The following is a 20469-nucleotide window of genomic DNA, read 5'->3' as shown; positions in this document are numbered from 1 at the left end:
CCTGATTGAACCCTGTCTCACCTGCAAAACACTTAAAGGATCTCGTACGGTCGGTGACATGGGACGAATTCTTCTGATCATCGCAGCGGTCATCGCCGCCCTCATCCTCGTCGGCCCCCTCGTGGGCTTCATCTTCACCCTGGTCAAGTGGGGCCTCATCATCGGCGCGGTGGCGCTCGGCGTGATGTTCCTGACGAAGTGGGCCAAGAGAACATAGCGTCATGCTGCATCCCGGCGCATAGTGGGTTGATGGAGGCGCGGCCAGCGGTCGACGACGCCGCGCTCGGGCGCGAGGCGCTGTCCGTGCTCGAGGCGAACTGGACGGGAAGCGCCACCGTGCCCGCGCCCGGCCTCTATCCCCACCAGTGGAGCTGGGACTCCGCGTTCGTGACGATCGGCCTGGCCAGGCACCGCCCCGACCGGGCCCGCGCGGAGCTGCTCGGCCTGCTCAAGGGGCAGTGGGCGACCGGGATGCTGCCGCACATCGTCTTCCACACGCCCGAGGCGTACTTCCCCGGCCCGTCCGTCTGGCGCTCACACGACCACGAGTCCGCGCCGCCGGTGCTCACCTCCGGACTCACCTCGCCGCCGCTGCACGGGCTGGCCCTGTGGTGGCTCTACCGGCACACCGGCGACGTCGCCTTCGTCAGGCGGACCTTCCCCGCGATCGCCGCCCAGCACGCCTACCTCGCCGGCGCCCGCGACCTCGGCGGCTCCGGGCTGGCGGCCATCGTGCACCCCTGGGAGTCGGGCATGGACGACAGCCCCGCCTGGGACCAGGCGCTCGCCGCGCTCCCGGAGATCAGGTACGGCTACCGCAACGTTGAGCTCGACGAGCGTCACCCGGACAGCGACCACGACCGCTACGTCTGGCTGGCCCTGCGCTACCGCAACGCCGGCTACCGCCCCGAATACCTGCGCGACGACCACCCGTTCGCGATCGAGGACCCGATGTTCAACGGGATCTGGCTCGCCTCCTGCCATGCCCTGGCCGAGCTCGCGCCGCTGGCGGGCGTGGATCCCGGGCCGCATGCCGAGCAGGCCGAGCGCATCAGGGAGGCGCTGCTAGACCGCCTGTGGGACGGCTGCTTCTACGCCCGCGACCTGCGGGCCGACCGGCTGATCCGGATCTGCACCGTGGGCGCGTTCGGCCCCCTGCTCGACCCGGGGCTGCCCAGCGACCACGTCAACGCGGCCGTCGAGGTGCTCGAGTCGGCCAGGTTCATGGGCGCGACCGGCTACCCCGTGCCGAGCTGCGAGATCCGCGCCTCGCAGTTCGACCGCACCCGCTACTGGCGCGGCCCCTCCTGGGTGAACACCAACTGGCTGCTGCGGCACGCGGCCGCCGTGCACTCGCTCGAACCCCTGGCCCGGCAGCTCACCAACGGCACCCTGCGGCTGGTACGGCAGGCGGGCTTCCGCGAGTGCTTCGACCCGTTCGACGGCAGCGGCCGGGGGTGCAGGGACTTCTCCTGGAGCGCGGCGCTCACCCTGGATCTGCTCGCCGATACCGTTGAGGTATGAAAGCCTTCCGCCGCCTGCCCGCCGACGTCCGCAAGTCCCTGGCCCTCCAGCCGGGCGAGCGGGTGCTGACGTTCAGCCCCGCCGCGGGCGACGGTTTCGTGGTGGCCACCAACCTGGCCCTGTTCCTCGCCGACGGCACGCGGGTGCCGTACGAGACGATCGACAGAGCCGCCTGGGACGAGGAGGGGCTGCGCCTCCTCACCACGGACGGCGCGCGGCACCAGGCACCCGTGCCGGACCCGCGGCTGCTGCCGGAGACCGTGCGTGAACGGGTCAACGCCACCATAGTGGTCAACAAGCATGTGGCACTGCCCGGGCGGGGCGGAGTGCGGCTGGTGGCCAGGCGCCGGCCCGCGGGCGAGATGGTGGGCTGGACGTTCGTCTTCGACGAGGGCCTCGACCCCGAGGACCCCGGGCTGCGCGCTCAGGCCGAGCAGGCGCTCGAAGGGCTGCGGCGCAGCATGGGCGTGTGAGACGACACACGCCCATGCCCGCCCATCAGTAGGGAATCCCGCTCGTGTCGGCGGTCTTCGGCGTGTCGGCCTTCTCTTCCGGCCAGCCGGTGCCGGTGTCGCCGTCGTGGCCGTGCCGGTTGCCGAACGGCATCCGCTGCTGGAGAGGGCCCACCTTGGACCGTGCCATCTCTCCGGCCTTGGACATCTGTGCGCCGATCACCCCTGCGGTTTCCTGCACCCTGGGGTTGTCGGCCACACGCTGTGCCGTCCGCTTGATCTGCTCGTACCGTTCACGGCCTGCTCGGCTACCGAGCACGTAGCCGACAGCCAGTCCCATGACGAATGGCATTCGATATCGCATTTTGCACCTCCGCTCCCACGGCCCTACCCCGCTCACGATGCGACACGCACTCTCGGAGTGCGCTAATCTATTCCTGCGCGCGACGGAGAGGGTGAAACCCTGGCCGATCAGCGCGAACGTACGATCCCGCGTAGCTCAACGGCAGAGCAGCCGGCTGTTAACCGGCAGGTTATAGGTTCGAGTCCTATCGCGGGAGCCACACAGAAGACCCCCTCCCGGGATCGGGAGGGGGTCTTCGTCTTCGCTCAGGAGGCCCTGTTCTTCCTGCCGCCCAGGACGCCGAAGAACGACCAGCCCAGGGCCAGGATGACCGCGCCGATTCCGGCGATGAGGCCGATGTCGCCGACGTTGAGCATGGCGAGAATCGCGACCGCCGCGCCGAAGATGAAGGTCAGGGCCATCATGACGGTGAGGGACGTCTTTCTGTTCATGGTCACCACGATCACCCTGCCTGTGGCCACGGTGTATCCACCGATCGATGGACATCCACCGGTAACAGGGAAAAGATGCCGTTCGTGGGCAGTCCCGTAGGGGCGCGGGCGGAGAGCGCCTGGCTCCGTTCCTATCCCTTCTGGGACGCGTACTTCGCCATCGTGCTGGCCGCCACCGTCGTCGGGATCGTCGTCGACACCGGCGCCCCCGCCTCCGAGGCGGTCGCCGCGGTCCTGCTGCTCCTGCTCGCCCTCGCCTATGTGGGGTGGGGGCGCAAGGCGGTGCAGTCGGCGATCGCCCCCGCCGCGGCGAGCCGCTTCTACGCCGCCGCGATGCTCGTCCTGTTCACCGCCGCCGACCTGATCGAGCCGGTGGCGGCGATCGCCCTGTCCGCGCTGGTGCCGATGGCCTTCATGTCACTGCGCCTGCCGCACGCCGTCGTGCTGATGCTGGCCCTGTTCACCGCGCCCACGATCAACTTCATGACCGTGACCGGCGTGAACCCGTTGCTGATCCTCGCCGCCCTGGCCATCGGGGTGTCCGGGAGCGCGCTGCTCGGGGTGTTCATCGACCGGTTGAGCGTGCAGAACCACGAGCGCGCCCGGCTGATCGAGGAGCTCGACCGCACCAGGGGCGCGCTCGCCGCCGTCAGCAGGCAGGCGGGCGTGCTGGCCGAGCGCGAGCGGCTGGCGGGCGACATCCATGACACGCTGGCCCAGGGGTTCGGTGCGATCATCATGCTGCTGCAGTCCGCCGAGAGCGGCTCGGACCGGCACGTGGCGCTGGCCATGCGCACCGCCAGGGAGAACCTCGCCGAGACGCGCGCCCTCATCGCCGCGCTCACCCCGCCCGCGCTGGACGGCGCGAGCCTGGAGGAGGCGCTGGCCCGGCTCGCCACCGGCTTCGGCCTGCCGGTGGCGCTCGCCGTCACCGGCGGCCCCGCCGCCCTCCCCGCCGAGACGCAGGTGGTGCTCGTGCGCGCCGCCCAGGAAGGGCTCGCCAACGTACGCAAACACGCCCGGGCGAGCGCGGCCCGGCTGGCCCTCGACCACTCCGGCGGCTGGGTCCGCCTCACGGTCGCCGACGACGGCCGCGGCTTCACGCCCGCGCCCGCCACGGCGTCCGGCACTGACGGGCCCGACGGCGCGCCATCGGACGAGACGGGCGAGGCGAACAAGGCGGGCGGGGTGGCGGGTGCGGGTGGCTACGGGCTGCGGGTGATGCGGAGCCGGGTCGCGCGGCTCGGCGGCACGGTCACCGTGGACAGCGCGCCCGGCCGCGGCACCACGATCGTGGTGGAGGTGCCGTGCTCTCGGTGATGATCGTGGACGACCACCCCGTGGTGCGCGAGGGGTTGCGCGGGATGCTCGCGGGGGAGCCGGACATCGTGGTGGCCGGAGAGGCCGGGTCGGGAGACGAGGCGGTCGCGCTCGCGCCCAGGCTGCGCCCTGACGTGATCCTCATGGACCTGCGGATGCCGGGCGGCGACGGGCTGAGCGCGATCGAGCGGCTGGGCGACGGCTACCGGATCATCGTGCTGACGACGTACGAGGGACATGAGGACGTGGTGCGTGCCGTCGCCGCGGGTGCCGCCGGCTACCTGCTGAAAGACGTGTCGCGGGCGGTGCTCGTGGCCGCCGTGCGGGAGGCGGCCTGCGGTGGGACGGTGCTGTCGCCCGCGGCGGCCACCTGCCTGGCCGCCCGCCCCGAGCCGGCGCCCGCGGGGCCGCCCGCCGTGCTGTCCGCCAGGGAGCGGGAGGTGCTGGAGCTGGTGGCGCGCGGGCTGACGAACGCGGAGATCGGCAGGCGGCTCTTCATCGGCGAGGCCACGGTCAAGACGCATCTGGTGCGGGTCTTCGGCAAGCTGGGCGTCTCCGACCGCACGTCCGCGGTTCTCGCCGCGATGGAGCTGGGTCTGGTACGGCGGCGCGGCGACTGAAGATTTCACCCGTTGTAGTCATAAGGTCACACACTTTCTTGTTTCGCCGGACAGGTGTGGGCTCGACGGTTAAGGATGGGAGCTGCCGTGCCGGTCCCGTCCGGTGCGGCTGCCGCGGACAAGCCGGGGGGTGGCGTGGAAAGGGCGCCGCCGGCAGGAGGCGCCGCCGACCCGGAATCGGCGGGGCGCTCCGTGAACCGAAAAGTGCTGGTTACTGCGTGCGTACCTGGATCAGATCCCTGCGCCCCTTCGACGTCCTGCCCGTGCCGGCCCTCATCGAGCGGACGACCGACTTCCGTGAGGCCGAGCGCTTTCTCAGGCTCTTCCACGCCGAGCACCCGACCGCCGGCGGCCTGCCCGCGCGCCTGCGCGACGTGGCCAGGGACATCGCCCGCCACGGGACCTACGTGCACACCTTCGAGGAGTTGCAGTTCGGCGCCAGGGTGGCCTGGCGCAACAGCAACCGCTGCATCGGCCGCCTCTACTGGAAGTCGCTGAGAGTGCGCGATCGCAGGGAGGTGACCAGCGCCGAGGGGGTGGCCCTGGAGTGCGTCGCCCACCTGCGCGAGGCGGCGGGCGAGGGCAAGATCAGGCCGGTCATCACCGTCTTCCCGCCCGACCTGCCCGCTCGCCGGGCCCCGCGGGTGCTCAACGAGCAGCTCATCCGCTACGCCGGGCACCGCACCCGCGACGGCTCGGTCATCGGCGACCCCCGCCAGGCCGACCTCACCGCCCTGGCCCTGCGGCTGGGGTGGCGGGGCGGGCTGGGCAGGTTCGACGTGCTGCCGCTGCTCATCGACCCCGGCCTGGGCGAGCCGCTGCTGTGCAACCTGCCGGGCGACGCGGTGCTGGAGGTGCCGATCGTCCACCCCGAGTTCCCGTGGTTCGCCGACCTCGGGCTGCGCTGGCACGCGGTGCCGGCGATCTCCAACATGTGCCTGGAGATCGGCGGCGTCTGCTATCCGTGCGCGCCGTTCAACGGCTGGTACATGGGCGCCGAGATCGGCGCCCGCAACCTGGCGGACGCCGACCGCTACGACCAGCTCCCGGTGGTCGCCGAGCGCCTCGGCCTCGACACCTCCACCGAGCGCTCGCTCTGGCGCGACCACGCGCTGGTCGAGCTGAACGTGGCAGTGCTGCACTCGTTCGAGGCGGCGGGCGTGACCATGACGGACCACCACACGGAGTCGGCCCGATTCCTGACGCACCTGGCCCGCGAGGAGAAGGCGGGCCGCACCTGCCCGGCGGAGTGGTCGTGGATCGTCCCGCCCATCTCGGGCGGCGTGACCCCGGTCTTCCACCGCTACTACGACAACCCCGCCCTCACCCCGAACTTCGTGCCGCGCCACTGACGGGATCCTTGCGCCCCCGACCTAGAACATGCTTCTGTTATCGCATGGCCGAACTCGTACTCTCCTCGCTCGACCGAGGCGTGCTGACCCTCACGTTCAACCGCCCGGACCGGCTCAACGCCTGGACCGACGCCATGGGCCGCAGCTACTTCGACCTCCTGGCGCAGGCCGAGCAGGATCCCGAGGTGCGAGCCATCGTGGTGACCGGAGCGGGCAAGGGCTTCTGTTCCGGGGCCGACTTCCAGACGCTGACGTCCATCCAGTCGGGCACCTACGACGAGGCCCCGGACCCGCGGCCCAACACCTTCCCCACGACCATCGGCAAGCCGATCATCGCCGCCGTCAACGGCGCCTGCGCCGGCCTCGGCATGGTCCACGCGCTGGTCTGCGACCTGGTCTTCACCTCGGAGGAGGCCAAGTGGACCACGGCGTTCGCCCGCCGCGGGCTGATCGCGGAGTACGGCCTGTCGTGGGTCCTGCCCCGCGTCATGGGCCAGCAGAAGGCCATGGACATCCTCCTGTCGGGCCGGACCTTCACCGGAAAGGAGGCCGCGGAGCTGTCCCTGGCCAACAGGGCCCTGCCGCCCGGAGAACTCCTCGAAGCGGCCCAGTCCTACGCGCGAGACCTGGCCCGGCACAGCTCCCCGGCCTCGATGTCCATCATCAAGCGCCAGATCTGGAACGACTGGACCACGACCCTGGAGGAGTCGGCGAAGGCGGCCACCCAGGAAATGCTCGCCTCCTTCGGCCGCCCGGACTTCGCCGAAGGCGTGGCGAGCTTCCTGGAGCGTCGCGCGCCCGACTTCCCCCCGCTCTGAGGCGGTCCTACGAGAGCCGGTGCGCTCCCTTGGCGGGCGTGGCCGGCAGGAAGCGGGGCGGCGTCCAGGAGCGCTCGCGGTAGGCCGCGAGCACCGACTCCTTGACGCCCTCCAGGCGCTCCTCGCCCACCAGCGCGATCGCCGACCCGCCGAAGCCGCCGCCCGTCATCCGGGCTCCCCGCGCGCCGCCGCGCACGGCGGCCTCCACAGCCACGTCCAGCTCCGGCGAGGACACCTCGTACTGGTCGCGCAGCGACAGGTGTGAGGCGTTCAGCAGCGCGCCGATCTCGCTCGTGGCGCCCGCGCGCAGCAGCCCGACCAGCGCCTCCACCCGGTGGCTCTCCGTCACCACGTGCATGACGCGCTTGCGCTCGTCGCCCTGCAGGCGGTCGAGGGCGCCCGCCAGGTCGTCGACGTCGCGCAGCGCGGGGACGCCCAGCTTGCGGGCCGCCGACTCGCACTCCGCCCGGCGCTTGGCGTACTCGCCGCCGGCGTGCTCGTGGTGCACCTGGGTGTCGATGATGAGCACGCGCAGGCCCTTCGCCGCCAGGTCGAGCGGGATGTTGCGGGAGCCGAGGGTGCGGCAGTCGAGGAACAGCGCGTGACCCTCCTCGCACAGCGCGGAGGCGGCCTGGTCCATGATGCCGCAGGGCATCCCGACGAAGTCGTTCTCGGCACGCTGGCTGAGCAGGGCGATCTCCATGGGAGTCAGGCCCAGGCCGTGCAGGTCGTTGAGCGCCGAGGCGACGGAGACCTCGAGGGCGGCGCTGGAGCTGAGGCCGGCGCCCTGCGGCACGTCGCCGTCGACCGCGATGTCGGCGCCGCGCACCCGGTCGCCGAGCATGGCCAGCACGCCCACCACGTAGCGGGTCCAGCCCCGGGACTCCTCGCGGGTGGCCATGGTGACGGGCTCGGGGGAGGAGGCCTGGAGGGACAGCAGGCGGATCGTCTGGTCCTCGCGCGGGCTGACGGCGGCGGTGACGCCCCACGGCACCGCGAAGGGCAGCACGAAGCCGTCGTTGTAGTCGGTGTGCTCGCCGATCAGGTTGACCCGGCCGGGCGCGTGCCAGACAGTCTCGGGGTCCGCGCCGAAAGCGGCACGAAAAGCTTCAACAACGCGCATAATCCGACACCTCTCAACAATGGCCCGACCGTAGACTAGCGCGCGAGAAGGGTGCCGCGACACGAGGAGGGGGCGTGGAGGAGCTGCTGGATCCCGCGCTCGGCGACGTGCGGCTCTTCCTCGTGCACGACGACAACAAGGCGCGCAAGCTCCGCTACAACCTCGGCCCCGCCCGCGTGCTCACCTTCGGCGGCGCCTACTCCGGCCACATCAGGGCCGTGGCGGCGGCCGGGCGGCGGCACGGGTTCGAGACCATCGGGGTGATCCGCGGCGAGGAGCACCTGCCGCTGAACCCGTCGCTGGCCTACGCCGCGGCCTGCGGGATGCGGCTGGACTACCTGGACCGGGCCTCCTACCGGCTCAAGCACACCCCCGAGATGGAGGCGCGGCTGCGCGAGCGGTGGGGGGACGTGGCGATCCTGCCCGAGGGCGGCAGCAACGCGGCGGCCGTGCGCGGGTGCGCCGAGTTGCCCGGGGAGATCGGCGCGGCGTACGACGTGATCTGCTGCCCGGTGGGCACCGGCGGCACGCTGGCCGGGATCTCGGCGGGGCTGCCCGCCGGGAAGCGGGCGCTGGGTTTCGCGGTGTTGAAGGGGGGCGGCTTCCTGACGGAGGAGGTGGCCCGGTTGCAGCGGGAGGCCTATGGGCGGGTCTGGCCGAACTGGTCGATCAACCTGGACTACCACTTCGGCGGCTACGCCCGCACCACACCCGCCTTGAACGGACTTATCGCGAAATATCGAGTGGAAGGGGTGTATGTGGCGAAGATGTTGTACGGCGTGCTCGACCTCGTACGGCAGGGCGCCTTCCCCCGCGGCACCAGGATCGTCGCCGTCGTCACCGGTCAGCCCTCGACCCCCGTCGCCGAGTGAGCCGCCCCGACCGGCTTCGACTCGGGTGCTCGTTGTAGTGCAGCATGCCCGCCAGCCCCTGACCGGCCAGGCACAGCAGGAACAGCACCAGGAACGCCACCGACAGCGCGTTGTCCTTGATCTTCCTCATCCGTGGGCCAGCCCGATCGCGAAGACGAAGGCCAGGCCGGACACGATCACGAGCACGGTCAGCGCGAACATCACCCGCATCAGCCCTCAACCTCGCACTCGTACGGCAGGTCGCGCACCGGCTCGCAGCCCGCTGCCCTGATCCGCCAGCCGGTGCTGTAGTGGTGCAGGAACAGGGTGTCGCCCGCGAGCCGCACCTGCGCGTCATCGCCCCAGACGCTGACCTCGGTGACGCCGCCGCCGGCGCCCAGGTCCAGCTCGCGCAGCGCCTCGGCGCAGCTCTGGCCGGGGTCGGGCAGCTTTTCGGCCGTCTTCCCGGCGAGCATGGCGCAGGCCGCGTCCGCCTGCTCGGAGGCCAGGGCGGCGTGGAACCGCTCGGCCGCCCGGGCCGGTCCCGTGGTGTCGACCGAACAGCCGATGACCAGAGCGGCCAGAGCGACCAGCAGGCTGCCGAGGGTGAGCCTCATGCGCCACTGCTACCCGCTTGGTCATCTGACATGCTGATGCGATGCAGAGAACCGACACGCCGACCTCCTGGGACGAGCGCAGCACACTGACCACGTTCCACGACTACGCCCGCGCCACGGTGATCCACAAGTGCGAGGGGCTGGCCGACGAGGACGCCAGGAAGGCGCCGCTTGCCACGTCACCGCTGATGACCGTCGCCGGCGTGGTCAACCACCTGCGCTGGAACGAGCACTGGTGGTTCGAGGTGATGTTCCTCGGAGACGAGGACCGGGGACCGTGGACCGACGAGGATCCCGACGCCGAGTTCACGGTGGCGCTGGAGGTGCCGCTGGAGCGGCTGCTGGAGGAGTACGAGGCGCAGTGCGCGCGGGTGCGGGAGCGCATCGCCGGCATCGACCTGGACGCCCTGTCCAAGGGCAAGGAGAGCAGAGGCGGGCACCTCACCCTGCGCTGGGTGATCGGTCACATGACCGAGGAGACCGCCCGGCACAACGGCCACCTGGACATCCTGCGCGAGCTGATCGACGGCTCCACGGGCGCCTGATCAGCGGGAGTGGAGGCGGCGGAAGTCGTCGAGGCTCTGCCGGTAGAAGGCGAGATCGCTCTCCAGCTTCCGCCGGCTGAGCCGATCAGGCTGCGACTCCCTGAGCGCCCGGCCCATCTCGGTCCAGAACGCCTCCAACGGCAGCTCGGCGCCGCCCTCCGGGAAGAACTCCAGGGCCTGCGCCACCGCGTCGGCGGCGAAGCGCCAGCCGGCCGCGACCCGGCCGAACCCCTCGGCGTCCGAGGGATCCGCCGCGAAGAACAGCCCGCCCTCCAGCGCCCTGCTCGCGTACGTCGCGGCCACGAGCACCCACTGGCCGGGATCGATCAGCTCGGAACGGCCGGAGCCGAAGGTCAGCTCCTGCTCCCTCGCCGCCGCCTCGGCCTCGGCGGGAACGAGCACCTCCGCGTCGCCGAGCCGCAGCACCCAGCCGTCCTCCTCCCGGACGACCACCGCCTCACGCGAGGCGCCCTGAGCCTCCAGGTCGAAGTAGAGGTAGGCCTCCACGAGTGAACGGGCCAGACCGCGCTCAGGCATAACGCTCCGCCAGCTCCTGGTAGGCGGCCCTGACGACCAGCAGCCGGTCGAGCTGGAACCTCCCGGGCTCGGCCGCCCGCAACCGCTGCCCGCGCTCGGACCAGAACCCGTCGCCGGGCACCTCGTCCGCGCCGGGCGGGACGAACTTGACGACCTCCTCGACGGCCACCGCCGCGACCTTGAGCGCGCGCCGCGCCTCGGCCCCGTCGTCCACGGGCACGTTGCCCGCCGACAGGTCGGCCACCCACAGCCACTCGCCCGCGTCGAGCAGCTCGGACGGCTCCGGACCGCCGAACGTCGGATAGCCGGCGGGCAGCACGGCCTGCGCAGGCAGCCCGAACAGGTATTCACGCGACGCCCCGCACGCCTCGCACGTGCCGGAATAGCGGTTTGCCGGCCCTGCCTCGACGTCGATCAGCCCGCTGTGCCAGGTCGTGTCCGCCGACCCGCAGGCGCACGGGTGGAGATCGAGGTAGAGGTGCGCCTCATCCCTCGTCCGCGCCACCGCGAATGCCATAGCCGTCCTCTCCTCGGGAGGTCCCCATCATGCCGGAACGCGATCCCGCTCACACCTGGACCGTGTCCGGTGTGCCAGGCGCCCGGACCGGCTGCTGCTCGGTGCGGCGGCCGCATACGCAGGGCTCGCCCGCGGGGCACCGGCACTCCCGTTCCGGCGGGTACCAGCCGGTCGTGTTGGCGAGCACGCGGAGGTGGGCCAGGTAAGCGGGCCAGTCCCGGGGACGCCGGCCGCTCGCCAAGGTCGCGAGCTCGGCCGCCAGCGGCCGTGGGACGAGCGCCCACACCTCCGGGCCGGCGGCCGTGGTCAGGTCGAACAGCACGCCCAGCCGCCCGGGCCGCTGCGCCGCGGTGGCGGCCCGGGCCTGGCGTACGGCCTCGTAAAGCTCGGCCATGGCCGCGTGGGCGGCGGGCGCCGCGCCCAGCGCCCGGGCGACCGCCTCCGCGGCCGCCGCTGCGGCGGCCCGCTCGTTCGCGCCGATGGTGAGGTGGTCGTCCACCTGGTAGGTCAGCATGCCCGGCTCAGGGGCCCCGTCCCGGGCCGCCCGCACCTCGACGGGGATGGGCGGCCGGCCGGGCAGCATGATGTCGAGCAGGCCGGGACCGTACACGCGGACCCGGCCGCCCATGACCGCGGCGCCGCGCCCGATGGCAGCGGCCGCCGCAGCCTCCGGCAGTGTCGCTTCGCCGCGGATCGCCGCGACCTGCTCAGGGGTGAGCTCGCCGGCCCGCGCCAGCGCCAGCAACCTGGGCGCCGCTCCGGCCCGGCCGCGCGCCAGGCCCGCCCGCTCGGCCTCGCTCAGGCCGGCCATCTCCTCCGGCCCGACCGCCGAGGCGGGGGTCATGGCGTTGAGCAGCATCGCGATCCTGCCCTGCGACCGGGTGTCGGCCGGCGCGCGCGGGCCCGTGCCCCACGGCGGCGGCGGCTGGGGGTGGCCGCGGCGTTCGATGTCGGCGGCGATGGCGTCGATCGCCTCGGCCAGGCGTTCGCGCCCGGCCTGGTCGGTGGCCGCGCGCCACTTGCCTGACAGGTGGGCGTGCTCGTCCAGGCGGGGGATCAGGCAGAGGTCGGTGCCCTCGCTCTGCCCCTCCGACAGCGACGGCCTGATCACGCCCTGCGGCGCGCCCGCGGCGGTCGCGGCGGACGCCTGCGCCACGTGCGAGATCTCGTGCACCAGGACCGACGACACCACCTCCGGATGCACGCGCAGCCCGATGCGCAGGACATGCGGGTCGTCCGGCGTGCCCGCGCGCAGCTCGGTGGTGGAGTTGAGACCCTCGCCCGGCTCCTCGACCAGCACGCGGACGTGCTGGTCCCCGGTGGGGAGCTGGACGGTCAGCATGTCGTCCGCGCTCCAGGACAGGTGGGCGGCCGCCCCGGCCAGGTCGCCCGCGGGCAGGCTCTGCGCCCGCACCTCGGGAAGGGTCAGGTTGAGGCTCCCGGTGGTCCGGCCCGACTTGCTGAAAGGCGTGTCCTCCAGCGCGGGCGAGGTCACGGTGCCGACCGTCACCCCTTGGGCGGTGCTCCCGCCCACGGGCGTGCTGGACTCCTCCCGGTTGGCGGGCCAGACCGGCTTGCCGAGGTCGACCGCGACGATGCCGCGCGTCCTCAGCTCGGCCATGACCTGCTGCGCGAACGTGCCGGGCACCTCGGAGTTCATGAAGACGTGGCGCAGGTCGACCCCGACCCGGTGGGCCGCGTCCAGCAGCGCCGGGGAGAGGGTGGCGAACGCGTCGGCGAACCCGCCGTCGGCGGTCTCGCTGTACACCGAGCCATCGGGGGCGGCCCGGTAGCGGTGGACTCCGTCCGCCTCCCGGATCGCCACGCGGGCCACCGCACCGCGCTCGCGGGCGGCCAGGCGCGCGTCCTGCAGGGCCGGGATCAGCCCTTCGCGGCCCTGGTTCGGCAGGAAAGTGAAGGTGGGCCAACCGGGGTCCACGGACGGCGCGAGCCGCACGCCCGCGTCCATCCGGGCGAGCAACTCCGTGATCTCCTCCCCGAAGAGGGTCACGTCCACCTCGCCGGTGGAGGCGCCCGGCAGGTGGACGGGCTTGCCGTCATCCTTGCTGTTCCCGTCGCGCAGCCGATCGACGGGCTGGAAGGTGAGGTCGTAGTCCACCCTGAGACGGACGATGTAGGCCTTGCCCTTGACGAACATGCTGCGCTCACGGCGTGCCCCGCGGTGGTCGGAAACGCTCTCCGCAGCCTGCTCGCCGAACCGTGCGCCACCTTTGAGGCCCGAGTCGCCGTCATTCACGGTGCCGCTCCCGCTGACGGGAAGGACGCGGCTGCGGGAGACCGTCACGTTCTGGGAGGTGGCCTTCCTGTCGACCTCTCCCTTCTCCGCGTCGAACGGCCCGGCGATGACGGTGAAGTCCGTCGTGCGGGCCTGGATCGTCACCTCGTCAGGCACGATGTCGCTGCCGGCGGGCCCGGCCATCCGCTCGAAACCCGTAAGCAGAGCCGACACGGACAGCCGGCCGATCAGCTCGGCCCGACGCTCCGCGACCGCCTTTCTGCCCCACATCTTCGCCAGCTGGGCGGTGACGACGGTGTAGAGGCTCGGCCTGCCCGGGATCTCCGCAAGCCTGTTCGGGAAGTGGCCGGGGCGCAGCTCGACCTGCCGGGGGTCGGGCACGATGTCGACCGGTCCCGGATCCTCGGCGGCAGGCCGGATCATGCCGGTCGGGATGCGCCGCACCAGGCTGGCCCGGTAGCTGACCGGCGGGCTGGTGCGGGGCCTGCCCTGGCGGGTCACGTCGCGGGCCTTGGACAGGACCACGCCCGCGCGCACCGATCGCGTCGTGACCTCGATGACCAGCCTCGCGCCCTGCTCGACCAGGTTGTGGCCGTTGAAGAGGGCCTCCCGCTGCAGCCGCGCCCTCTGCTCGTTGGTCGAGCCGGAGTACCCCTGGCCCCGGTCCGTCGACACGCCGGTCCCGTTCTCGTCCTTCTGCTCCGTGTTGCTGACGTCCACGCCCGCCGAGTAGGAGCCGTTGTACCCCTCGGAGTGCGAGAGATCCAAGTAGCGGTAACGCTGGACGATGGACCCGGCCTGCGAGGTGTGCGTGATGAACGTGGCCCTGCGGGAGTCCGCGGGGTCGTCGTACTCCAGCCGTACCTTGACCGTCAGTTCCTGCGCCTGCGCGGTCTGCGGGCCGACGTGCACGTGGTAGCTCTTTTCGAAGCCGCGCTCCGACCACATGTCCTCGACGCGGATCAGCGCGGCCTCTGCGGAGAAGTCGACGTCCAGTTCCTCGCGCAGCGTCGGGCTCTCGGCTACGGCCTGGGGGTCCGCGGCCCGCACGGCGTTCAGCACCGCGTCCTCGAAGTCGACGTCGTTGCCCTGCTCGTCGGTCAGGTGGAGCGCATCGATCGCGCCAACGCCTGTCGCCCTGTCATACGACGGCGCCAGCACGACGTCGCGTGAGCGCTCGATCAGGTCCGCGGCTTCGCTCAGCGTCCGGTCGAGCTGCTGCTCCGTGTTCCCCTGCTGGGCCGTGGTCGCCGCCGCGCCGAGCCCCGTCAGCTCCTCCAGCATGGCGAGCAGGGCCCGTGGGGTGTGCCGCTCGGCGTGCGTCGCGTCCACCCCGGTCGCGACGTACCGCTGGACCAGGGGCACGGCGAGGCTGGGGTCGAGGGGCAGGCTGCCGTTGAGCAGGCGCTCGACCGCGTCGCCCACCAGGGCTGCGGGGAGGGTGAGGTCGCCCTGGGCGTACAGCAGCAGCGCCTCGAACTCGGGGATGGAGAACAGCGCGGTGCCCTGCGCGGTGGCCGTCGAGCTCTCGCCGAGGGGAACGCGGCCTGCCACCGGCAGCGCGTGCGCCGCGCTCTCGGAGCCGGTGAGCGTGAAGTCCACGGGGGCCCGGAGGATGTACTGGCGGCCGAACTCGATCGTGAGGTCCTCGTTGCCCCAGATGTCGAGGACCCCGGTGGAGACGGAGGTGCCTCCGGAGCGGGAGGGCAGCGAGAGCTTGCCGCCGTCGCTCGACGTTCCGCCGCCGTCGAGGTCCGAGGCGCTCACCGAGCCGCCGACGGTGAGGCCGGACGATCCGCCCCAGGACACACCGGCGCTCTGGAGGCCGAACAGGATGTTCCCGCTCACGTGGTCGACCACGCCCAGCAGCTCCACCTCTCCGACCTCACCCGCCACCGACAGCGCCGACTGGGTGGGGGTGCCCTGGGCGCGGATCGCGAGGTTGGTGGTGAGCGGCCTCCTCAGCACCCTGGCGTGTCCGACGAGGTTGCGTACGCCCAGGAACGTCCTGATCTTCTGGTAGGCGGCCGAGTCCGCGCGCGTCCCCCTCGGCAGCACCTTCTCCGCCGCCTGCAGCCCGCCGGGCATGTCCATGTGCAGGAGTCTCGATTTGGACTGCAACTTCCTGGACATCCTGCCCAGGGACACGGGCGCCGAGGCGGTGTCCGGCGGGAGCAGGTCCACGGCGAACAGCAGCTTGGCCGTCCCCCTGCGGGAATCCAGGAGGGTCGACTCCCCGTCGTGCAGGAGCTCGACGGTCAGATCGTGGGCCAGAGAGAAGATCGCGACCGGGCCGGTGCTCTCGTGCAGCGTCACGACGTTGACCGTGCTGCCGACGCTGGAGCCCGCCGTACGGGTGCGGTTCCCGCCGCCGCTGACTCCCACATTGTGTGACAGTCCGTCGTGTCCCTGGTCCGGACCGTCACTCTCGCTCGCGGAGGCGGTGCCTGCGTAGGTCCTGGACCGGCTGATGGCCAGGGCCGAGGTGTCGGAGCCGATGTCGAGGTTGACGACCGTCTCCGAGTCCGAATGCCCGACGTACTGATAGTCCCCGAAGTCCTGCTTCAGCGAGATGCGCATGATGTAGTGCTCAGGAGCGCCGTTCAGCCCGCTTACCATCAGGTCGACTTCGAGGCCCTCGTCCTGCGCCAACGGGTCGTAGCCGGCCCGGATCCGGTGCTCGGACAGCTGCTCGGCGACCTCCTGCAGGTTGAGTACCTGGCTGGCGCGCATCAACCGGTTGGACGCGTACTGCGGCACCCCGTCCACCATCTTCGGGACGATGCCGCGCTCAGCGAGCTCGTCCAGCACCTTCTGCCTGACCTCGTCCAGCCCGTCGATCTCCTGGACGAGAGCGGGTCCCGCGCCGCGCATCTGGCCGGGGCCGTCGCCGAGCCAGGCGGGCAACTCGGCCTTGCGGCCCGGGGGCGGAGTGGATCGCGGATCGCCGCGCAGCACCTGGTTCCCCTCCGCGTCGAGCAGCCGCCGGCGCTTGGAGTACACCAGAGCCGCGCGATCGACCGGCAGGCCGAAGCGGTAGGCGGCCGACTCCCGCATGCTGATCAACGCCCTGCTCGTGACCGGCGGCAGCTTGACGGGCGGTTTGCCGATCAGCTCCACGACGAACGTGGTCTTCAGCACGACCTTGTAGCCCTGCCCATGGCTGGTCTTCCGGTGCACGCTCGGGTGGATCGCCTGCCTGTTGGCGGTGGCCGAAACGGACCGCGACACCGATCTGGAGCCTTTGGCGTTGGGCCCGAAGGTGGGATGGTAGTCGCCGAAGCCGCCGGTCTCCTTCAGCGCGGGATGGTTGAACCCGACCGAGACGCTCCCCTCCATCGATCCCCCCGACGACGCCCCGCCCGGCGTCGCGGCGAAGTCGACGAGCACCTCCTCCTCGAAGACCTCGGCGGTCGCCCCGCCCAGCGGCTCGCTCTCCTCCAGCACGAGGCTGGTCTTGGCGCGCACCCTCGCGTGTGGTTCGCCGTTCTTGGTGAAGACGTGCTCGTGACCGGTGTCGACCGCGTGGCGCATCCGGTGGGGCAGCTCTTCGGTGACGAACGTGCGCAGCTGGTTTCTGGCGACGGCGCCGACCTCGGTGTACTCCCCGCCGAGCACTGCCGCGATCTGGTCGAGAGCGCCCTCCATGCCGGTTATCCCGCTGAGGACGTGGTTGGGGAGCTTCGGGTCGCGCCGGTCGGCGCTGATCCGGACCACCTTGCTCGGCGGCTGGTCGGCGTAGCCGTGCGAGAGCCACAGTCGCTGCGAAGAGGCGTCGCCGGGTGCGCCGGAGTCCACCGTGGTCGTCCCACTCCAGCCGCCCGTCCGGCGGGTGCGAATCTCGACGGTCCACGTCGCCGCGGCGTCGAACAGCAGCGACTCGCTCCTGTTGTCGGAGACCTGGCCGCCCTGCGCGAAGCCTCCCACGCCGCCTGTCGCCGACCGGTTGCGCCCGGCCGCGACCTCGACGCCGATCCCCAGCAGCTCGGTCAGCCTGGCCCACTCTCCTTCGGGCATGAGCTGTGCCAGCACGCCGGTGTTGAAACCGGCGGACAGTCCGCCGCTGTTCGACTCGGTGGCGGAGACCGTCCGGCCCGTCTCGAAGAACAGGCCCACCATCATCTCCGACGCCTTCACGTCCGGGTCGATCACCTCTACGAGGTCGGCGAGGGTGAGCTTGACCCGCACCTCCGCCGCCCTGCGTCCGCGCCCCACGCGCAGCACGACGCCGTCGGGGGAGACGAGCTGGTGGAAGTCGGCTCGCAGGGCCTGCTCCAGCTCGATGGGGGTGAAGGTGTGGCCGACCCCGTTGCGCTTCAGGAGGTTGTTGACGGTGGTGGTGAGGGTGGTCAGGTGGGCGAGCTGATCCGTCGGCTGGGCGGCGGACAGGGCGGCCTCCTGCGGCAGCGCCGCGGCCAGCGCTTCCAGGTAGCCCCGGTGCTGCCGGGTGGCCTCGACCGCCCGACTCGCGGCGATCTCGGCCGTGCCGGTCTCACCTGGCGCAGCGGGCTCGCTCATCGCCGAGAGCAGCTCCTGGTAGGCCCGTCTCGCCTGGGTGGCCTGCTTCAGCGCGGGTTTGTACGCCTCGGCGATCCTGGTGTGCCGGGCCTCCGTGGCGCGGTGCGCCCGGTTCTCCTTCCGCGCCTCGCGGGCTCGCTCGAAACGGCCCTGGTCGTGCTGCTTCAGCTCCTTGCGCGCCCTCTCTATCGCCTTCCGGGCCTCCTTGCGCGCCTCCTTCGCGGTTGTCCTCTTCGCCCCGATCTGATCATTGAGGGCCTGCTCCGCCCGCACCAGCGCCTCGATGACCGCCCGGACCTCCGTTGCGGCCGGGTTCTCGCCGATCACAGCCGGCGCCTGCCGCGGCCTGACGTCCTGCGTCGGCGCCCAGGGGGGCGAGGGCGGGATGTGCCCGAGCTGGCGCAGCCGGCGGTTCACGCCGTCGATGCCGACGGCGATGAGCCGCTTCTCCGGAAGTGAACGGGCCAGCCGCCACTTCTCGGTCAGGACCGTCAGCTCGTCGAGCCGGCCGGGCACGGTGTCCGCCACGGGGGCGGCCGGGCCGGCGGGCCGGCTGACCTGCAGCATGGCGCTGGCCTCGTCCTGCAGCTCCGTGAGGTCGAGGACCTGCTCGGCCCGGGTGTCCAGAGCGGTGCGGATACGGGTCATGGTGGCGTGCGGAATCGTGTGCACGCCACTGCCGGACGGGATGAGGAGGTCGCCCGCCGGGTTGACCACCGCGCCGGGGAGGTCTGCGGTGATCGCCCCGAGCAGCGCCGTACGGGCTCGGGCGGCGGCGGTCATCGGCTCGGCGGCCGGACTCGCCCCGGTGAGGGAGGAGCTCGCCTCCGGGGAGCCGACGGCGGCTCCCGCTGGGGCGCTCGACTGTGCGGGGCTGTCGGGCTGCGTGGTGACGCCGTCCGGAGCAGGCGCCGCCGGCGCGGCGCCCGGCTGGGCCGGAGGGTTCTCGGGCTGGGCGGCGGCGCTGTCGGGGGCCTGTGCGGGCGCGGCGTTCGGCTGCGCGGGGCCGCTGTCGGGCTGGGCGGCGGCGCTGTCGGGGGCCTGTGCCGTCGTCGCGGCGCCGGGTGCGCGCTGTTCCCCCGTTTCGGCGGTGCCGTTCGGAGCGGGCGTCGCCGCGGCGGCGGGTCCGGGACGCGGGGTCTCGTCGGGGGCGCCGTCCGGCTGCGGCTCCGGACGCGTGGTCGTCTGGTCGCCGCCCTCCTGTGAGCTGGTGCCGCGCCTGTTCGAGGCGGGGTCCGCGTCCGGTGTGGCGGCGGCTCGCCTGCTCTCGTCGTCACGTCCCGTCGTGGACGAGGTGGTTCCCGCCGCCCCGGCTCTTGCAGGCGCCGCGGGCGCTGCGGGAGTCGCGGGGTCGGGCTGGCGTGCGGCCGCCGGCGTGCCGGGCTGCCCGCCGCCCGTGGTGGGGCCCCCACCCGAGGGGTTCCCGTCCGGCCCGCCACCGGGCGGCTCACCTGCGGCGCGGGCGGCGTCGGTGCGCGCGGCGGCGTCGTGGGCGGCGGCGAAAGTGGTCATCGGATGGGCCAGTGCGGTGTAGACCGAGGGATTGAACGGGCTGATCGTCCCGGTTCGCCCGGCGCCGCCGAGGAAGCCGCCCATGAGGGAGTCGGCCGTGAACGGGTTCTGCCACTGGTCGTAGACCACGCCGTTGGCGACGAAACTGCCGGCCGGGGAGGCGATCATGTTCGTCATGCCGGTGGTCAGCGCGCGGCCTCCGAATCCCGGCGCATGCCTGGTGAGGCGCGACACCGGGCCGGCCAGCCCCGTGCCGACGATCGCCCCGGTGCCCGCGCCGATGAGCGCGGCCTGGGATTTCTGCCAGTCCCATTCCTCGCGGGTGCCCATCTTGATCTGCTGGCGCTGGGCGGCCCAGTCGATGAAGAACTCCTCGCCCATCTCCTCGGGGAGCTCCTTGAGCAGCTCCCGGCCGATCCCCGTGCCCAGCAGCCTGACGATGGCGGCGCGCCCGGTGGCGCCGCTGAGCGTGGTCACTCCGGCCAGCCGCGCCGCGCTCAGCTGCCTTCCGCCCAGGGTCATGAGCCTGACGAGGATCCGGCTGATGGCGGCGCGGGCCGCCGCCGCGTACGGGCCGATGATCACGGTGGAGGTGCCGGCGCTGAAGAAGGAGGCGAACAGGGCGATGGCGATGGCGACGACCGTCACCCAGAAGGCCACGTTGATGGAGAGCTTGGAGTACTGGGTCTCGACGGCGAAGTTGCTCGCCTGCTGCGAGTAGCTCTGCGCGTTCCGGGACACCCCGCTCAGTCCGGCTTCCTTGCCGTACAGGAACTGGGCTCTGGAGACGAAGTTCCCGGTGGCGGGCGCGTTCCAGCCCGTCACGATGGCACGCGCCGCCGCCCCCGCCTGCGGAGCGGAGCCGGTGACGTCCGCGCTCAGGCCGTCGTACGCCTGAGCCAGCTTCGACAGGCCGCTCTCGCTGGCCTCCGGCCACTTCTGCCCGGCCGACAGCATGGGAATCAGCCAGTAGACGACCCACTCGGGCAGCGCCTCGGTCTCCCACACGGGGAGGACGTCGGTGTCGATGCGGACCGCTGCCTGAGCGCTCGCCTGGCCGCCCGTCCCCTGAGTGCTGGGGGCGCCGCCGTTGAGCGTCACGTCCTGGGCC

General features: G+C 72.1%; 17 protein-coding genes and 1 tRNA gene. 10 read left to right on the top strand and 8 right to left on the bottom strand.

What is annotated here, in order from left to right; genetic code table 11:
- The first annotated feature begins 58 nt into the window (after positions 1 to 58).
- Genes V5E28_RS02590 through V5E28_RS02580 form a run of 3 tightly spaced genes read left to right on the top strand, consistent with a single transcriptional unit; the run spans position 59 to position 1997 of the window.
- The gene (locus tag V5E28_RS02590) at positions 59 to 217 is read left to right on the top strand and encodes a hypothetical protein (RefSeq protein ID WP_336204570.1); all 159 of its coding nucleotides are present in this window, start codon (positions 59 to 61) and stop codon (positions 215 to 217) included.
- A gap of 32 nt (positions 218 to 249) precedes the next feature.
- Positions 250 to 1524, top strand: a complete 1275-nt coding sequence (locus V5E28_RS02585) for an amylo-alpha-1,6-glucosidase (RefSeq protein ID WP_336204568.1) — start codon at positions 250 to 252, stop codon at positions 1522 to 1524.
- On the top strand, positions 1521 to 1997 hold the full coding sequence (locus V5E28_RS02580; RefSeq protein WP_336204566.1) for a hypothetical protein: 477 nt from the start codon (positions 1521 to 1523) through the stop codon (positions 1995 to 1997). Before V5E28_RS02585 ends, V5E28_RS02580 begins: the two co-directional genes overlap by 4 nt.
- 25 nt (positions 1998 to 2022) lie before the next feature.
- On the opposite strand, the gene V5E28_RS02575 is transcribed toward V5E28_RS02580, so the two are convergent.
- Entirely contained in the window at positions 2023 to 2340 is a 318-nt protein-coding gene (locus V5E28_RS02575; protein WP_336204564.1) for a YtxH domain-containing protein, read from the bottom strand.
- A 124-nt stretch (positions 2341 to 2464) separates the two neighbouring features.
- Here V5E28_RS02575 and V5E28_RS02570 point away from each other — a divergent pair.
- Positions 2465 to 2539, top strand: a tRNA-Asn gene (locus V5E28_RS02570).
- 46 nt (positions 2540 to 2585) lie between these two features.
- On the opposite strand, the gene V5E28_RS02565 is transcribed toward V5E28_RS02570, so the two are convergent.
- Complete coding sequence (locus V5E28_RS02565; RefSeq protein ID WP_336204563.1) at positions 2586 to 2771, bottom strand: hypothetical protein; 186 nt, start codon at positions 2769 to 2771, stop codon at positions 2586 to 2588.
- 84 nt (positions 2772 to 2855) lie between these two features.
- Between V5E28_RS02565 and V5E28_RS02560 the strand changes: the two genes are divergently transcribed.
- The 4 genes from V5E28_RS02560 to V5E28_RS02545 all read left to right on the top strand — a co-directional run bounded on the left by V5E28_RS02560 (position 2856) and on the right by V5E28_RS02545 (position 6881).
- A complete protein-coding gene (locus V5E28_RS02560) occupies positions 2856 to 4091 on the top strand; it encodes a sensor histidine kinase (protein WP_336204561.1) in 1236 nt (411 codons plus the stop codon).
- Entirely contained in the window at positions 4079 to 4711 is a 633-nt protein-coding gene (locus V5E28_RS02555) for a response regulator transcription factor (protein WP_336204559.1), read from the top strand. The genes V5E28_RS02560 and V5E28_RS02555 overlap by 13 nt, the downstream gene beginning before the upstream one ends.
- Before the next feature lie 218 nt (positions 4712 to 4929).
- Positions 4930 to 6063 carry a nitric oxide synthase oxygenase gene (locus V5E28_RS02550; protein WP_336204556.1) on the top strand — a complete coding sequence of 378 codons (1134 nt, stop codon included), beginning with the start codon at positions 4930 to 4932 and terminating at the stop codon, positions 6061 to 6063.
- A gap of 44 nt (positions 6064 to 6107) precedes the next feature.
- A complete protein-coding gene (locus V5E28_RS02545; RefSeq protein ID WP_336204554.1) occupies positions 6108 to 6881 on the top strand; it encodes an enoyl-CoA hydratase-related protein in 774 nt (257 codons plus the stop codon).
- 7 nt (positions 6882 to 6888) lie between these two features.
- Here the strand turns inward: V5E28_RS02545 and galK are convergent, their stop codons facing one another.
- Positions 6889 to 8004, bottom strand: a complete 1116-nt coding sequence (gene galK, locus V5E28_RS02540; protein WP_336204552.1) for a galactokinase — start codon at positions 8002 to 8004, stop codon at positions 6889 to 6891.
- A 74-nt stretch (positions 8005 to 8078) separates the two neighbouring features.
- Here galK and V5E28_RS02535 point away from each other — a divergent pair, with 74 nt between their 5' ends.
- Positions 8079 to 8876 carry a 1-aminocyclopropane-1-carboxylate deaminase/D-cysteine desulfhydrase gene (locus tag V5E28_RS02535; protein WP_336204550.1) on the top strand — a complete coding sequence of 266 codons (798 nt, stop codon included), beginning with the start codon at positions 8079 to 8081 and terminating at the stop codon, positions 8874 to 8876.
- Here V5E28_RS02535 and V5E28_RS02530 read toward each other — a convergent pair.
- Both V5E28_RS02530 and V5E28_RS02525 read right to left on the bottom strand, forming a co-directional pair.
- On the bottom strand, positions 8842 to 9006 hold the full coding sequence (locus V5E28_RS02530) for a DUF6766 family protein (protein ID WP_336204548.1): 165 nt from the start codon (positions 9004 to 9006) through the stop codon (positions 8842 to 8844). The genes V5E28_RS02535 and V5E28_RS02530 overlap by 35 nt on opposite strands.
- Positions 9007 to 9085: 79 nt before the next feature.
- Positions 9086 to 9472 (bottom strand): hypothetical protein, encoded by a 387-nt coding sequence (locus tag V5E28_RS02525; RefSeq protein WP_336204547.1) that lies wholly within the window; start codon positions 9470 to 9472, stop codon positions 9086 to 9088.
- A gap of 41 nt (positions 9473 to 9513) precedes the next feature.
- Here V5E28_RS02525 and V5E28_RS02520 point away from each other — a divergent pair, with 41 nt between their 5' ends.
- Entirely contained in the window at positions 9514 to 10017 is a 504-nt protein-coding gene (locus tag V5E28_RS02520; protein WP_336204545.1) for a DinB family protein, read from the top strand.
- Here V5E28_RS02520 and V5E28_RS02515 read toward each other — a convergent pair whose 3' ends face one another.
- The 3 genes from V5E28_RS02515 to V5E28_RS02505 are packed head-to-tail and all read right to left on the bottom strand — an operon-like array spanning position 10018 to position 20459.
- Positions 10018 to 10554: a hypothetical protein gene (locus tag V5E28_RS02515; RefSeq protein ID WP_336204543.1), complete on the bottom strand. Its 537-nt coding sequence runs from the start codon at positions 10552 to 10554 to the stop codon at positions 10018 to 10020.
- On the bottom strand, positions 10547 to 11071 hold the full coding sequence (locus tag V5E28_RS02510) for a hypothetical protein (protein WP_336204541.1): 525 nt from the start codon (positions 11069 to 11071) through the stop codon (positions 10547 to 10549). The genes V5E28_RS02515 and V5E28_RS02510 overlap by 8 nt, the downstream gene beginning before the upstream one ends.
- 49 nt (positions 11072 to 11120) lie before the next feature.
- Entirely contained in the window at positions 11121 to 20459 is a 9339-nt protein-coding gene (locus V5E28_RS02505; protein ID WP_336204538.1) for a cell envelope integrity protein TolA, read from the bottom strand.
- Between the last annotated feature and the right edge of the window lie 10 nt (positions 20460 to 20469).

It is taken from the genome of Nonomuraea sp. LPB2021202275-12-8, from assembly GCF_037044575.1.
Taxonomy (GTDB): Bacteria; Actinomycetota; Actinomycetes; order Streptosporangiales; family Streptosporangiaceae; genus Nonomuraea.
This window is presented reverse-complemented; position numbering and strand designations above follow the sequence as displayed.